The organism is Curvibacter gracilis ATCC BAA-807 (assembly GCF_000518645.1).
Taxonomy (GTDB): domain Bacteria; phylum Pseudomonadota; class Gammaproteobacteria; order Burkholderiales; family Burkholderiaceae_C; genus Curvibacter; species Curvibacter gracilis.
The window spans coordinates 78524-93614 of record NZ_JADZ01000018.1; the positions used below are offsets into that span (position 1 = coordinate 78524).

A 15091-nucleotide genomic window follows, 5' to 3' on the forward strand; every position below is an offset into this window, starting at 1 on the left:
ATTCGCTCGGGAATTCTGATCAGCGGCTATTTGCCGCTAGTGTCAGCAGGGGTTTTTCATCCAGGGGTGCCGCAGGGCACAGCATGCCGGCGATCACGGCCCCCTGGTGCATCTCGAGCGCCTTGTAATAGACATCGCCCTCAATGCGCGCACGCGGCTGCAACTCGAGCAACTCACGGGCATGCACCGGCCCCTGGATGCGCCCGTTGATGATCAGGTGGTCGGCGTACACCGCGCCCATCACAGTGGCGGTTTCGGAGATCACCAGCAGGCTCGGCTGCGACTCATCGACCCGGATGTCGCCCACCACATCGCCATCGACCCGCAGGCCTTCGGCAAAGGTGATGTTGCCGTCGATGCGGCTGCCTTGCGCGATCAGGCTTTTGATGGGCGGTTGCTTCTTTTTCGCGAACATGGGCCGTCCTTTCAGGAATAGTGCCGGATGAGAGTGCTCAGAGCTTGAGTGTCTGGACGGCACGCGAGCTGCTGCCATCGAAAATGCGGGCCGTGACCTGCTTGACCGAAACCTGCGGTGGCAAGTCGACCAGGCCCTCCAGGCGGCGATATTGCCTGAATTGCAAGGGCACCGGGCCCTGCGGCAGGGGCTGCTCCCAGGGCTTGCCAGCCAGGGTGCCGCTCAGCACCAGTTCCAGTCGGCCTTTGAATTCGGGGCCGCTCTTGACGGGCTGGATCACCAGCACCTGCCAGCGCAGTTGCTGACTGGCCACGATTTCGGCCTGCAGACCGCGAATGGCCACGTCCTCGACGCTGTTGGCCGGGATCAGCTTCTCAAAAAAGCCCAGGTCGTCACGCAGGCTGCGGTTGTCGAGCTCCAACTGGTGGATCTGCGCCAGCAGGCGCTCCTGGGTAGCACGCTCGGCCGTCAGCAGGCTGCCCGAGGTGTTGGCAATGGATTGAGCCTTGTCACGCTCGTCCTGCATCTGCGCCACCTGCTGGCGCAACGCGGCCAACTCTTCGCGGGTGTGCCGATCCAGCCCGGCAATGTTCTTGCCCGTCTCGAATGCCCACAGGGCCACGGCAGCGCAAAAACCGAACACCAGGGCCAGCAGAACCCAGCGCAAAGGCCAGGGCATGGCACTGCGCACCGCCATGCGGGGCGTGCTGATGGTGAGGCGACGGCGGAGCAGGCGAAAGCGCATGAAGGGGTTCGAAACGAGAAAAACCGCGAGCGTAAAACAAAAAAACCGCAACAAGCAGAACTTGTTGCGGCTTTTTGCAGAACTGAAAGCAGATTAACGCTTGCTGAACTGCTTGGCGCGGCGAGCAGAGCGCAGACCGACCTTCTTACGTTCGACTTCACGAGCGTCGCGGGTCACGAAGCCGGCTTGGCTCAGTGCGGGCTTCAGCGTGGCGTCGTAATCGATCAGGGCGCGGGTGATGCCGTGACGGGTTGCACCGGCTTGGCCGGATTCACCACCACCGTGCACATTGACCTGGATGTCGAAGGTTTCGACATGGTTGGTCAGGGCCAGGGGCTGCTTCGCGATCATGATGGAGGTCTCGCGGCCGAAATAGGCCTGGATGTCCTTACCGTTGATCGTGATCTTGCCGGTGCCTTTTTTCAGAAACACACGGGCGACGCTGGATTTGCGACGGCCGGTGCCATTGTTCCATTCACCAATCATCTCGGCTCCTTACAGTTCCAGCACTTTGGGTTGCTGCGCGGTGTGGGGGTGCTCAGCACCGCCGTACACCTTGAGCTTCTTGATCATGGCGTAACCCAGAGGACCCTTGGGCAGCATGCCCTTGACGGCCTTCTCGAGTGCACGGCCAGGATGCTTGGCTTGCAGGTCGCGGAAGTTGGTAGCAGTGATGCCACCGGGGAAGCCGGAGTGACGGTAGTACACCTTGTCCAGAGACTTGGTGCCGGTGACCTTCAATTTGGCGGCGTTGATGATGACGATGAAATCGCCAGTATCGACGTGAGGCGTGTAAATGGCTTTGTGTTTGCCGCGCAGACGGAGGGCAACTTCGCTGGCTACCCGGCCGAGCACCTTGTCGGTGGCGTCAATCACAAACCACTCGTGCTTCACGTCTGCGGGCTTAGCGCTGAACGTAGACATGTATTGCTTTCGAGTTGGTTGCCAGCCATCGAAAAATCGCAGGCTGGCTACAAAAAGCCCTTTTCCACGGTCGGTGTTTCTCTGCTGGAAACCTCTTAGGTGGGGGGTGTTGAGGGCTTGGGTGCCAATCTGGGAAACCAGGCAGCACGGTCCTTCAACGAACTTCGCCGCGGGGCTTAAAACGCTGCGAAGCCTTCCATTCTACAAAAAGTGCAGTTGGTCGTCTATACGCGCCGCTAAAGTGGCGCAAGCCACACGCTTACAAGCCACCGCTGCGCTTGACCTTGGGGTCGGTGTAGACCAGCAGGTTGGTCGACAAGCCCTGCTTCTGCTTTTCCCTCTCAAGCCGGTTGGCCTCGGCGCTGGCTTGTTCGGCCGCCAATTCGACCACCGAGCCGCTGGCTTTCCACATCGAATTCAGGAAGTCGATCAACCTCTTGGAGATGGGCTCCGGCGGCGGGGTCTTGGCCTCTTCGGTGGTGGCCTTCTTCTTGACCGCCGTCCAGTCCTTGTTGGGCTGATCATTGGAAGACGAGGGCTTGTCAGGGCTCGCGGCTTTCTGACCCGAGACGGTCACGATGGTCGACTCGGTGGGCGCATTGGTCACCGTCGTGGCCGCCGGCTTGGTGCTGATCGCGTTGTCCGCGCCTGCCAACGACTGGCTGGAGCCTGAATAGGCCCAGTTCATCGATCGATCAACAGGTGGGAGTTGCATGGCAGTTCCGACGGATACAGTTCGTTTACATCATGACGGGAAAGGTTTTTAGACGTCCTCGTACGGTGTTACGGCATGGCGCAGGAAAAATTGAGGCCCTTTTCAAAAAATTTTCGATTTTTCGGAATGTCGACTTGAAAAAGGGGGGTTTCAAGACCCGGCAGCGGCGCGGTAGCGCTCGTAACCCCGCGCCCGAAGTTCGCATGCCGGACAACTGCCACACCCCCAACCCCAGGCATGGCGATGCTCACGATCCCCCAGGTAGCAGGTGTGCGAATGTTCCACGATCAGATCGACCAGGGCCTTGCCCCCCAATTGCTCGGCCAAGGCCCAGGTATCGGCCTTGTCGATCCACATCAGCGGTGTCTCGATCAGCAGACGCCGGTCCATGCCCAGAGACAAGGCCAGCTGCATGGCCTTCATGGTGTCGTCACGGCAGTCGGGGTAACCTGAGTAATCGGTTTCACACACCCCGGTCACGATGACTTCCAGGCCACGCCGGTAGGCCAGCGCAGCGGCCAGGGTCAAGAACAGCAGGTTGCGCCCCGGCACAAAGGTGTTGGGCAGACCGCCCTGCTCCATCTTGAAAGCCATGTCGCGCGTCAGCGAGGTCTCACTGACCTGGCCCAACACGGCCAGGTCCAGCAGGTGGTCCTCGCCCAACTTGGCGGCCCAGGCTGGAAACTGCTCACGCATCGCCCCCAGCACGGCCAGCCGGGCGTCGAGCTCCACGCTGTGGCGCTGGCGGTAATCAAACGCCACCGTTTCAACCCGCTCGTAGCGCGACAGGGCGTGGGCCAGGCAGGTGGTCGAGTCTTGCCCCCCGGAGAAAAGAACCAGTGCGGATTTGTGCATGGCAGTCGAATGGAAAGAGGGTTGAAGAGCCCGGCTCAGAGGAAGCGCTCCAGCAGCCGGCGCGACCCCCGATCCAGGGTCTGCAGGTCACGGATCTGATAGACGATGCCTTGGCTGCCGGTGATGAGCAGGCGCCCGCGGTCCAGACGGCGGATGTCGTCCTCGGTCTTGAGCACAAAATCGGTGCGTCCGCGGTCGGTCTCGACGGTCCAGGTGCAGGGCGTGGAGAACGAGGACACGGCCACCAGCCGGCGCAGTTCAGGGCTGAACTCGCGACTGGCCAGTTCTTCCTCGATCAATTGGCGCAACTCGGGCGCCAGGGCCGACAGACGCGGCACCCAGGCCAGCTCGTGCCCTTCAGGCCCGACCAGCGACAAGCCCTCATCGGGCGCGGCAATCGGAAAGGCGCGCACCGGGGTCACGCCCAGGTGCTCGATGCCCTCGGCATCGGTCAGCACCAGCCGGCCCAGGGGGTGGCGGCTCAACTTGAAATCAGCTTGTGGGGTCATGGTGGCAACTCAGGGTTGGCCGGCCGGGTGGGCCGAATGAGCCGAAAGGGCGCTGGGGCTCAGGGTGGCGCCGTCGTCGTCCGACCCGTCCACGCGGCGGGCTTGTGCCTCGTACAGGCGCCAATAGGCTCCCTGCTTGGCCATCAGCTCGTCGTGCGGGCCCACTTCGACCACCTGGCCACGGTCCATCACCACCAACCGATCGGCCTTGCGCAGGGTGGAGAGCCGGTGCGCGATGGCGATGGTGGTGCGCCCCTGGACCAGGTTGTCGAGGGCGCGCTGGATTTCCTTCTCGGTTTCGGTGTCCACCGCCGAGGTGGCTTCATCGAGGATGAGGATGCGTGGGTCGATCAGCAGGGCACGTGCAATCGAGATGCGCTGCCGTTCGCCGCCCGACAGGCCCTGGCCGCGCTCACCCACCAACGAGTCATAGCCCTGCGGCAGGCGCAGGATGAAGTCATGCGCATGTGCGGCCCGGGCGGCCGCCACGATCTCTTCGCGCGAAGCGCCCGGCTTGCCGTAGGCGATGTTCTCGGCAATGGTGCCAAAGAACAGGAAGGGCTCCTGCAGCACCAGGCCGATGTTGCTGCGGTAGTCCGACACCTTGAAGCGGCGCACATCAGTGCCGTCGAGCTTGATGGCCCCATCGGTCACGTCATAAAAACGGCAGATCAGGTTCACCAGCGTGCTCTTGCCCGAGCCGCTGTGCCCCACCAGGCCGATCATTTCGCCGGGCTGGATGTCCAGATCCACCCCGCGGATCACCGTGCGTGTGCCGTAGCGGAAGCCGATGCCGCTCATTTCGATGCGGCCCGAGACCCGCGGCAGGGGTGCCGGCTGGCTGGGCTCAGGCACGTTCGAGATGTGGTCCAGGATGTCAAAAATGCGCTTGGCACCCGCGGCCGCCTTCTGCGTCACCGACACGATGCGGCTCATCGAATCCAGCCGGGTGTAGAAGCGCCCGATGTAGGCGATGAAGGCGGTCAGCACCCCCACCGTGATCTGGCTCTTGGACACCAGCCAGATGCCAAAACCCCACACCACCAGCAGGCCGATCTCCGTCAGCAGCGACACCGTGGGCGAAAACAGCGACCAGGTGCGGTTGAGCTTGTCGTTGACCTCGAGGTTGTGGCGGTTCGCCTGCTTGAAGCGGTCGGCCTCGCGTTGCTCCTGGGCAAAGGCCTTGACCACCCGGATGCCCGGAATGGTGTCGGCCAGCACGTTGGTCACCTGCGACCAGACCCGGTCGATCTTCTCGAAGCCGGTGCGCAGCCGGTCCCGCACGGTGTGGATCAGCCAGGCAATGAAGGGCAACGGCACCAGGGTGACCAGGGCCAGCCAGGGGTTGATCGAGAACAGAATCACCGCGGTCATGGCGATCATGAGCACATCGGTGACGAAATCCAGGGCATGCAAGGACAGGAAGACGTTGATGCGGTCGGTTTCCGAGCCGATGCGATTCATCAGGTCACCGGTGCGCTTGCCGCCAAAATAATCCAGCGACAGCCGCAACAAGTGCTCGTAGGTGGTGGTGCGCAGGTCGGCACCGATGCGCTCGGACACCAGCGCCAATATGTAAGTGCGCGCCCAGCTCAGCCCCCAGGCCGCCAGCGCCGACAACAGCAGCCCGCTCAGGTACAGCAGCACCAGCATGGGGTCGATCTGCTTGCCGTTCTGGAACGGGATCAGGATGTCGTCCATCAGCGGGATGGTCAGGTACGGCGGGATCAGGGTGGCCGCGGTGGAGGCCAGCGTCAGCGCAAACCCGGTGAACAGTTGCTTGCGATAGGGCCGGGCAAAACGCCACAGGCGCAGCAGCACCCAGGTGGAGGTGGGGGCCTGCAGCTCACGGGCACAGGCAGGGCACTCCTCGCTGTCAGATGGCAGCAAGGCGCCGCACGAGGGGCAGGCCGCCGCCTCATCCGTCTCGACCGGGGCGGCGCCCGCCAACAAGGCCAAGCGCTGCTCGAACACCTTGATCACGCGCATGGCGTGCACGTCCAGCGCCATCGTGAAACGCCAGCGCGCCAGGCGCTCGCCCGGGCCCAGCAGCTCCAGCAGGCCCACGCCGGCGTGGTCGCTGTGGCGCAGGCTCAGGCCCGCGTGCAGGGGCCAGGACTGCCATTGCCCGGCCCCCGGGGCCCAACTGAGCAGGCGTTGCTCGGTGACCACCAACAGGCCGCTGGAGAAATTAAGACGTTCGTCCAAGTCAACCGGCAGGGAAGCGAGCACGTTTTCACCACGTGCAAGCTGAGATTGGGGGTTGATTCTTCCGGGATCCGCCGCTTCGCCAGATGAACCTACAGGATGTGAATGTTGCATTTTGATTCCGTACCGCGCGGCACCGTTCGACCTCCCGCGCTCAAGCAGGAAAAGTCGATTTTCGCCGAAACCGAGGCCATGCGGCAGGCTGCGGGAGAATGTGGCGTGACCGAGCCCCCCAAACTGAGCGCACAATCTCGCCTGACTGGCGGTATGGCGCCAGGCCCAGAACCCGACTCGAACATGATCAAAGCCGACGATCTCAAGCTCTTGCGCATCAATTACCTGCGCGGCCCCAACATCTGGACTTACCGCTCCGTGCTGGAAGTCTGGCTGGACCTCGGGGAACTGGAAGACTACCCCTCCAACAAGATCCCGGGTTTCAAAGACCGGCTGGTCACCTTGCTGCCCGCCTTGATCGAGCACCACTGCGGTGTCGGCGAACGGGGCGGCTTTCTGCAGCGCCTGGAGGAAGGCACCTGGGCCGGGCACATCCTGGAGCACATCGTCATCGAGCTGCTGAACCTGGCGGGCATGCCCACCGGCTTCGGCCAGACCCGCAGCACCTCGCGCCACGGCGTGTACCGCATGGTGTTCCGTGCCCGCGAAGAGCGCGTGGCCCGTGCCGCCCTGGACGAAGGCCACAAACTGCTGATCGCCACCATCAAAGGCGAGGCCTTTGACGTCAAGACCGCCGTGAACCGCGTGCGCACCGAGGTCGACAACTGCTACCTCGGCCCCAGCACGGCCTGCATCGTTGACGCCGCCACCGACCGCCGCATTCCCCACATCCGCCTGAACGACGGCAATCTGGTGCAATTGGGCTACGGCGCCAGCCAGCGCCGCATCTGGACGGCCGAGACCGAATTCACCAGCGCCATTGCCGAAGGCATTGCCGAAGGCATTGCCGGCGACAAGGACCTGACCAAGTCGCTGCTCAAATCGTGCGGCGTGCCGGTGCCCGAGGGCCAGATCGTCAACAGCCCCGAGGAAGCCTGGGAAGCCGCCCAGGACATCGGCCTGCCGGTGGTGGTCAAGCCCTCGGACGCCAACCACGGCCGCGGCGTGACACTGGACCTGCACGAGCAGGCCGACATCGAAGCCGCCTACCACGTGGCCTACCCGGAAGGCAGCGACGTGATGGTCGAGCGCTTCATCCCGGGCCACGAGCACCGCCTGCTGGTGGTGGGTGACCGGGTGGTGGCCGCCGCCCGCGGCGAGATCATCGGCATCACCGGCGACGGCCGCAGCAGCGTGCACCAGCTGATCGACAGCCAGCTCAACTCCGACCCGCGCCGCGGCATCGAAGAAGAGTTTCCGCTCGAGACCATCGTCATCGAAACCAACACCAAGGTGCAGCTCGAGATCCAGCGCCAGGGCCTGACGCCCGACGCCGTGCCGTCTGCCGGCCGCTTTGTGGTGATCGAGCGCAATGGCAACGTGGCCATCGACTGCACCGACAGCGTGCACCCCGAAGTGGCCCATGCCGCCACCCTGGCCGCGCGCGTGGTGGGCCTGGACATCGCCGGCATCGACATGGTGGCGCAGGACATTTCGCGCCCTCTGGACGCCCAGGGCGGAGCCATCGTCGAGGTCAATGCCGGCCCCGGCCTGCTGATGCACCTGAAGCCCGCCGAGGGCTCGCCGCGCCCGGTGGGCCGCGCCATCGTCGACCACCTGTTCCCCGAAACCGAGGGCGACACCGCCCCGGGCCGCATCCCGGTGGTGGGCGTGGCCGGCACCCGCGACACGCACAAGATCGCCCGCATGGTGGCCTGGCTGGCCCATTTGAGCGGCCGCCAGACCGGCCTGGCCTGCCGAGACGGCCTGTTCCTGGACCGCCGCCGTGTTGAATCGGTGAACTGCGCCCACTGGGAGGCCGGCCACCGCCTGCTGATGAACCATTCGGTGCAGGCCACGGTGATCGAAAACGGGGCCGAAACCATTCTGCGCGACGGCCTGCCCTATGACCGCTGCCAGGTGGGCGTGGTGACCGACCTCGAAGGTTTCGAGGCCCTGAGCCACTACGACGTGCACGAACCTGACCAGATGGTGCGCGTGATGCGCACCCAGGTGGACGTGGTGCTGCCCGATGGCGTGGCCGTGCTCAACACCGCCGACACCCGTGTCAGCGACATGGCCTCGCTGTGCGACGGCTCGGTGGTGCTGTACGGCCTGCAGGCCGACATCCCCGCCATCGAGGCGCACCGCGCCAGCCAGGGCCGCGCCGTCTACCTCAAGCAAGGCTATGTGGTGCTGGCCGAAGGCAGCCACGAGAAGGTGCTGTCCGACCTGGGCGACATCCGCGAGCGCCAGAACACCGCCTTCCCCATGACCGAAGAGGCCCTGCTGGCCGCCGTGGCCACAGCCTGGGCCCTGGACATCTCGCCCGACCTGATCGCCGCCGGCATCGAGACCTTCGATCCCGATCCGCAACCGGTTCGCCCCGCAGGCAGCACCGCCTTTTTCCGCTGAACACCGGCTGCCCCCCAGCGCCCACTGAACCCAAGAGAAACAGATGGAAGTCTCACGCATCCGGGCCCTGCGCGGCCCCAACATCTGGAGCCGCCACACCGCCATCGAGGCCGTGGTGGAATGTGCCCCCGCCGAGCGCTCGATTGCCGCCCTGGAGGGCTTCGAAGCCCGCATCCGCGCCCTCTTCCCGGGCCTGGGGCCGCTGCGCCACGACAGCAACGAAGGCCCGGTGTCGCTGGCCCACGTGCTTGAAGCGGCCGGCCTGGCGCTGCAATCGCAGGCCGGCTGCCCGGTCACTTACAGCCGCACCAGCACCACCTCCGAAGCCGGCATCTACCAGGTGGTGATCGAGTACAGCGAAGAAGCCGTCGGCCGCCAGGCCTTCGATCTGTCGCTGGCCCTGATCGCGGCGGCGCAGAACAACACCGCCTTCGACATCGACGAGGCCATCGCCAAGCTGCGCGAAACCGATGAGGACGAGCGCCTGGGCCCCAGCACCGGCTCCATCGTCGAGGCCGCCGTCAAGCGTGGCATCCCCTACCGCCGCCTGACCTCGGGCAGCCTGGTGCAGTTTGGCTGGGGCTCGCGCCAGCGCCGCATCCAGGCCGCCGAGGTGGACACCACCAGCGCCGTGGCCGAATCCATCGCCCAGGACAAAGACCTGACCAAGATGCTGCTGCGCGCCGCCGGCGTGCCCGTGCCGCTGGGCCGCCCGGCCACCAGCCCCGACGACGCCTGGGCCGCCGCCCTCGAAATCGGCCTGCCGGTGGTGCTCAAGCCGCAAGACGGCAACCAGGGCAAGGGCGTGACCGTCAACATCGTCGACCGCGCCCACCTGGACCTGGCCTACAAGGCCGCCGCCGACATCGGCGAGGTGCTGGTCGAGAAATACCTGCCCGGCAACGACTTCCGCCTGCTGGTGGTGGGCGATCGCCTGGTGGCGGCAGCCCGCCGCGACCCGCCCCAGGTGATCGGCGACGGCGTGCACACCGTGCGCGAACTGGTCGACATCGTGAACGCCGACCCGCGCCGAGGCGTGGGCCACGCCACCTCGCTGACCAAGATCCGCTTTGACGACATCGCCATCGCCCGACTGGCCCTGCAAGATCTGAAGCCCGAATCCGTGCCCCCCAAGGGCCAGCGCGTGATCCTGCGCAACAACGCCAACCTGAGCACCGGCGGCACCGCCACCGACGTGACCGACGACGTGCACCCCGAAGTGGCCGCGCGCGCCGTGGCCGCCGCCCAGATGGTGGGCATGCACATCTGCGGTGTCGACGTGGTCTGCGAAAGCGTGCTGCGCCCGCTCGAAGAGCAGCACGGCGGCATCGTTGAAGTCAACGCCGCGCCCGGCCTGCGCATGCACCTGATGCCCTCGTTCGGCAAGGGCCGCCAGGTGGGTGAGGCCATGGTCTCGCACCTGTACAACAGCGGCGACGACGGCCGCATCCCGGTCGTGGCCGTCACCGGCACCAACGGCAAGACCACCACCGCCCGCCTGATCACCCACCTGTTCAGCGCCAGCGGCCTGCGCGTGGGCATGACCAACACCGACGGCGTGTACGTGAACGGCCGCCAGATCGACAGCGGCGACTGCAGCGGCCCCAAGAGCGCCCGCAACGTGCTGCTGCACCCCGATGTGGACGCAGCCGTGTTCGAGACCGCCCGCGGCGGCATCCTGCGCGAAGGCCTGGGCTTTGACCGCTGCCAGGTGGCCGTGGTCACCAACGTGGGCGCCGGCGACCACCTGGGCATGAACTACATCGACACCGTGGAAGACCTGGCCGTGGTCAAGCGCGTGATCGTGCAGAACGTGGCCCCTCAGGGCTATGCCGTGCTCAATGCGGCCGACCCCATGGTGGCCGCCATGGCCGAAAGCTGCCCGGGCCAGGTGATCTACTTTGCCCGCGACCGCAACCACCCCGTCATGGCCACCCACCGGGCCCAGGGCAAGCGCACCGTCTATGTGGACGGCGATGCCATCGTGGTGGCCGAAGGCACCTGGCGCGAGCACATCCTGCTGCGCGACGTGCCCATCACCCGCAATGGCACCATCGGCTTCCAGGTGGACAACGTGATGGCCGCCGTGGCCGCCGCCTGGGGCGTCGGCCTGAGCTGGGACACCATCCGCAGCGGCGTGGCCAGCTTTGTCAACGACAGCGACAACGCCCCCGGCCGCTTCAACGTGATGGACTTCCGCGGCGCCACCGTGATCGCCGACTACGGCCACAACCCCGACGCCATGCGCGCCCTGGTCTCAGCCGTCGAGGCCATGCCGGCCCAACGCCGCGCCGTGGTCATCAGCGGCGCCGGCGACCGGCGCGACGAAGACATCACCGAACAGACCGCCATCCTGGGCCAGGCCTTTGACGACGTGGTGCTGTACGAAGACGCCTGCCAGCGCGGCCGCGCCGACGGCGAAGTGATGGCCCTGCTGCGCCAAGGCCTGGCCGGCGCCACCCGCACCCGCCATGTCGAAGAGATCCAGGGCGAATTCAAGGCCATCGACGTGGCCCTGGACCGCCTGCAACCCGGCGACCTGTGCCTGGTGCTGGTGGATCAGGTGGAAGAGGCGCTGGCGCATTTGGCGAAGCGGGTGGCGGAGGGGTGATTCCTTCTGCACCTTGAGTTACCCGACCCGCCTTGTGCGGGTCTCCGTTTTTGAAAACCCATGCAAAAGAAAATCACACTTCCCCTGAACGGGAATATCCAGATGGTGTTGCCTGATTCGCTGGAACAGATCTCCACCTATGTGCTGCAAGAGCAGGGTGACTGGTTTGAGGATGAACTCCGATTTGTCCGCACCTTGATGGGAGAGGGTCAACAAGCCATCGACATCGGTGCCAATTACGGCATGTTCACGTTGTCTCTGGCCCAGGCCGTTGGCCCCACCGGACGCGTCTGGGCAATCGAGCCAGCCTCCGGCACAGCCGCTTTTCTGCGTGAAAGCGTTCAACTGAATGGTTTTAAGCAGGTCAAGATCGATCAGATGGCCCTGTCGGATCACCTCGGTACCGCACGCTTGTCTTTGAACGACTGCGCCGAACTCAACGAACTGATCCGGGATGAAAACAGCTCAGTCCCATCGGAGGAAGTGGCCCTGTCGACCATCGATCACTTGATGGCCGAACACGACTGGGCTGACATCGCCTTCATGAAAATGGACGCAGAAGGGGAAGAGGTGCCTATCATCCGCGGTGGCAAGGCGTTCTTCCAGCGCCATTCCCCCCTGGTTCAATTCGAGCTGATTGCAGGTCATGGCATCAACCACCAATTGGTTCAAACCTTTGAAGAAATCGGCTACCAGTGCTACCGGCTGATCCCGGGGCTGGGCGCAATCGCTCCACTCCAAGTCCTGGAGGCACGGGAGCCTCGTCAACTCAATTTGTTTTGCTGCAAGCCCGATCGAGCTGCTGCGCTGGCTGCTCGCGGCCTCTTGCTGCAAGTGCAAGATGTGCTGGACGACGACAGCGCGACTGCCAAGCTGGCCTCGCGCCTGCAGAGCGGCCGCTACACCTGGCAACAACAACTGGCGGTGATGCCCTACGCTCAGGCCCTGGCGGCCACTTGGCAACAGCGAGCAACCGATGAGAACAGCACTCAGACGGATGAAGCCATGGCGCTGTACACCCTGGCCATGGACAAGACCGTTTCACTGGGTGAACGCTACGCGGCCTTGCACCGCAGCCTGGCCCTGTTCCAGGCATTGGCCACGCGGCAACCCGGGGCACTGCACGCGGCCAGCCTGGCCCGAGTGGCCCGCGATGCCGGACTCCACACCCTGGCCGTGAACTCGGTCGCCGGTCAGATCGACCGCCTGAACACCCAGCGGCAAATTGACCCCAGTGTTCCCTTTTTGACGCCGTGCGCAGCCAATCAATTCATTGACCCGGTCAACCAGTTGGGCAACTGGATTTTTTGCGGCCTGCTCGAAGGCCTGGAGCGCTACTCGGGCTACTCATCGTTCTACTCATCCTCGCAAGAGGTGCTCAACCGCTTGGCCACGATCCGTCAACTCGGCTTCGGCAGCCCGGAAATGCTGCGCAGACTTGAATTGATGGTGCGGCGCTACAAGGTCATTTGAGACCGGCCCAGGGGCTGTCGAGTGACAACTCACGAGGCCCCGTGGGCTCCGCCACACAGGGCAGCACCCACCCCTCGGCTTTCTCCTCCCGGCTGAGCCCCGGCCACTCGATGCGATAGCGCACCTCACCAGCCACCAGCCGGCACATGCAGGTACGGCAAGTACCATTGCGGCACGAACTGAGCAACTCGATGCCGGCTCGCTCGGCCGATTCGAGCAGCGACTCGCCTTCAGCCGCCAACCACTCGACCTCCAGATCGGGGCAACGGATGCGCCATTCGCTCATGGCTCAGACCACCATCGGCGTCACCGCGCCGTCCATCGCCAAGATGGCGCCCGTGATGTAACTGGCCTTGGGCGAGGCCAGAAATACCACCGCGTTGGCGACCTCCTCCGGCGTGGCTAGGCGGCCCAGCGGCAGCTTGGCGCGGGAGCGATCCAGGGCCTCGTCCGTGGTGATGCCCTGCAGGCGGGCCTCGGCATTCAGCCCTTCGCGCAGGCGTTCGGTCAGGGTGGCACCAGGGTTGACAGCATTCACCCGCACGCCACGCGGGCCATAGGCTGAGGCCAGACCCGCGCTGACCAGCATCAGCGCGGCATTGGCGGCGCCGCCGGGCAGGTGGATGGGGCTGGCCACCTTGCCGCCCGCGCCCACCACATTGACGATCACGCCCTGCCCGCGCTGGGCCATGCGCTTGATGGCCGGATCGATCATGTGCAGGTAGCTGAAGTACTTGGCCTGCATGGCGTCGTGCCAGGCCTGGGGCGTCAACTCGTCGGGTGGGGTGCGGCGGGCGGCACCGGCCGAGTTGACTAGCACATCGACCGGCCCCAAGCGCGCCTCAGCGGCATCCAGCGCGGCCAAGGCGGCATCGGCATCGCACAGGTCGGCAGCCACCGTGGCCACGCGCTGCGCATCACCGCCCAAGGTGCTCAAGGCCTGCGCCAGTGTCTGCGGGTTGCGCGCCACCAGCGTCACACGGGCCCCTTCGGCCAGAAAGCCCTGGGCGCAAGCCAGGCCGATGCCTTTGCTGCCGCCGGTGATCAGGATGTGGCGATGGGTGAGTTGCAAGTCCATGGTGCTGCCTGCGAGTTTGAAGCGAGGCTAGCAGTTTAGGGCCGCACGGCCTCCCTGAGGTGAAAGTGCTGGCCGTCAAAGCGGTAGACATGCACCCCGGTGGCCTGCTCATTGAGCCGCCCCTGAACTTGCAGAAAGCAACTGTCAACGCGATAGGACAGGGGCTCGGATACCGTCAGAGGCCAATCTGAAACGGTGAAGGGAAACATGGCGACATGGCCACTGCGGGCATCGATGGCGGCAGCCATCAAGCACCCTGCGCCGCACCCCCAAGTGGTCAGGATGTAGTGACCGGCAAAATTGACGGATTGCTTGGCGCCTTCCCGTAGCACAGAAGCATAGCGACGGGATTGCGGGTCGGTCAATTGAAGGCGTGGCGGCGACCTTGGCGCAGAACTCGGCCCAGAGGGCGCAGCGCAGTCCTCAAAAGATGTGTCGGTCTGGCTGCCCAAAAGAGTGGATGCCGCCAACGCAGAGAGCACTGGGAGCAAGGCGAGAGAAAATAGTCGCATTGATTAATACCAGTGGTGTCTTTCCCAGAACGCCCGCGCAGCCTGGGCAGTGCGGTAGCGGCCAAGAATATATCGAATGCCACCCTGGCATTCCTCAATAGCGTTCCCAAAAGAACGTTCCCCCTTTGGGTTCAAATCGTACTGGGCCCGCAAAAGTTGATACAGACCCCGGGCCGTTGATTTTTCATTTCGAACCCCCACGACACCACCAGACTCTTGCGCCATGATCCACAGCAGGTCATCAAACTGCTCTGAAGGAACATCCTCTAAACGCATGGCTTCTTTCAAAGACTGCTGCACGGATTGCGGAACCTTCATGGGCGACTGGGCAACCCAAGGCGCGACGGGGCGCTTGATAGGGCTGTGACCATGCGTGTGCATTTTTCCCATGTGAACGCCTCCGAAAACGAAAATTCAAAATACGGGACCTGCGCCTAACAAAGCACCACGGAACGGATCAGCAAGCCCCTTCAGGTGCCTCCCTGATCTACTTCCCTACACGACACAGCCTAGAATT

The 15091-nt window shown here is 64.5% G+C and carries 15 protein-coding genes; 3 read left to right on the forward strand and 12 right to left on the reverse strand.

Features of this window, described 5'->3' with window-relative positions:
* Positions 1-19: 19 nt before the first annotated feature.
* The 8 genes from L880_RS0116005 to L880_RS0116040 all read right to left on the reverse strand — a co-directional run bounded on the left by L880_RS0116005 (position 20) and on the right by L880_RS0116040 (position 6485).
* A complete protein-coding gene (locus L880_RS0116005; RefSeq protein WP_019575875.1) occupies positions 20-415 on the reverse strand; it encodes a bactofilin family protein in 396 nt (131 codons plus the stop codon).
* Between the two features lie 37 nt (positions 416-452).
* Complete coding sequence (locus L880_RS0116010) at positions 453-1160, reverse strand: DUF6776 family protein (RefSeq protein ID WP_027476534.1); 708 nt, start codon at positions 1158-1160, stop codon at positions 453-455.
* Positions 1161-1253: 93 nt separating this feature from the next.
* Positions 1254-1646 carry a 30S ribosomal protein S9 gene (gene rpsI / locus L880_RS0116015; RefSeq protein WP_019575877.1) on the reverse strand — a complete coding sequence of 131 codons (393 nt, stop codon included), beginning with the start codon at positions 1644-1646 and terminating at the stop codon, positions 1254-1256.
* A 9-nt stretch (positions 1647-1655) separates the two neighbouring features.
* Complete coding sequence (gene rplM / locus L880_RS0116020) at positions 1656-2084, reverse strand: 50S ribosomal protein L13 (RefSeq protein WP_019575878.1); 429 nt, start codon at positions 2082-2084, stop codon at positions 1656-1658.
* Between the two features lie 259 nt (positions 2085-2343).
* Entirely contained in the window at positions 2344-2799 is a 456-nt protein-coding gene (locus L880_RS0116025) for a hypothetical protein (protein ID WP_027476535.1), read from the reverse strand.
* Positions 2800-2949: 150 nt separating this feature from the next.
* Complete coding sequence (queC, locus tag L880_RS0116030; protein ID WP_027476536.1) at positions 2950-3654, reverse strand: 7-cyano-7-deazaguanine synthase QueC; 705 nt, start codon at positions 3652-3654, stop codon at positions 2950-2952.
* 35 nt (positions 3655-3689) lie between these two features.
* On the reverse strand, positions 3690-4163 hold the full coding sequence (locus L880_RS0116035; RefSeq protein ID WP_027476537.1) for a cyanophycin metabolism-associated DUF1854 family protein: 474 nt from the start codon (positions 4161-4163) through the stop codon (positions 3690-3692).
* A 9-nt stretch (positions 4164-4172) separates the two neighbouring features.
* Positions 4173-6485, reverse strand: a complete 2313-nt coding sequence (locus L880_RS0116040) for a cyanophycin metabolism-associated ABC transporter (protein WP_027476538.1) — start codon at positions 6483-6485, stop codon at positions 4173-4175.
* 183 nt (positions 6486-6668) lie between these two features.
* Between L880_RS0116040 and L880_RS32540 the strand changes: the two genes are divergently transcribed.
* From L880_RS32540 to L880_RS0116055, 3 genes are read left to right on the forward strand one after another with little or no spacing between them, the layout of a single operon-like run.
* Entirely contained in the window at positions 6669-8900 is a 2232-nt protein-coding gene (locus tag L880_RS32540; RefSeq protein WP_043329689.1) for a cyanophycin synthetase, read from the forward strand.
* A 43-nt stretch (positions 8901-8943) separates the two neighbouring features.
* Positions 8944-11511, forward strand: coding sequence for a cyanophycin synthetase (gene cphA, locus L880_RS0116050; RefSeq protein ID WP_027476539.1), 2568 nt, complete (start codon positions 8944-8946; stop codon positions 11509-11511).
* A gap of 60 nt (positions 11512-11571) precedes the next feature.
* A complete protein-coding gene (locus tag L880_RS0116055) occupies positions 11572-12984 on the forward strand; it encodes an FkbM family methyltransferase (RefSeq protein ID WP_027476540.1) in 1413 nt (470 codons plus the stop codon).
* Here L880_RS0116055 and L880_RS0116060 read toward each other — a convergent pair.
* The 4 genes from L880_RS0116060 to L880_RS35010 form a co-directional block, all read right to left on the reverse strand.
* A complete protein-coding gene (locus L880_RS0116060; protein WP_027476541.1) occupies positions 12977-13270 on the reverse strand; it encodes a 2Fe-2S iron-sulfur cluster-binding protein in 294 nt (97 codons plus the stop codon). The genes L880_RS0116055 and L880_RS0116060 overlap by 8 nt on opposite strands.
* 3 nt (positions 13271-13273) lie before the next feature.
* Positions 13274-14062, reverse strand: coding sequence for an SDR family oxidoreductase (locus L880_RS0116065; RefSeq protein ID WP_027476542.1), 789 nt, complete (start codon positions 14060-14062; stop codon positions 13274-13276).
* Positions 14063-14097: 35 nt separating this feature from the next.
* Positions 14098-14310: a hypothetical protein gene (locus L880_RS32545; RefSeq protein WP_157462920.1), complete on the reverse strand. Its 213-nt coding sequence runs from the start codon at positions 14308-14310 to the stop codon at positions 14098-14100.
* A gap of 267 nt (positions 14311-14577) precedes the next feature.
* Complete coding sequence (locus tag L880_RS35010; protein WP_027476543.1) at positions 14578-14964, reverse strand: aggregation-promoting factor C-terminal-like domain-containing protein; 387 nt, start codon at positions 14962-14964, stop codon at positions 14578-14580.
* Between the last annotated feature and the right edge of the window lie 127 nt (positions 14965-15091).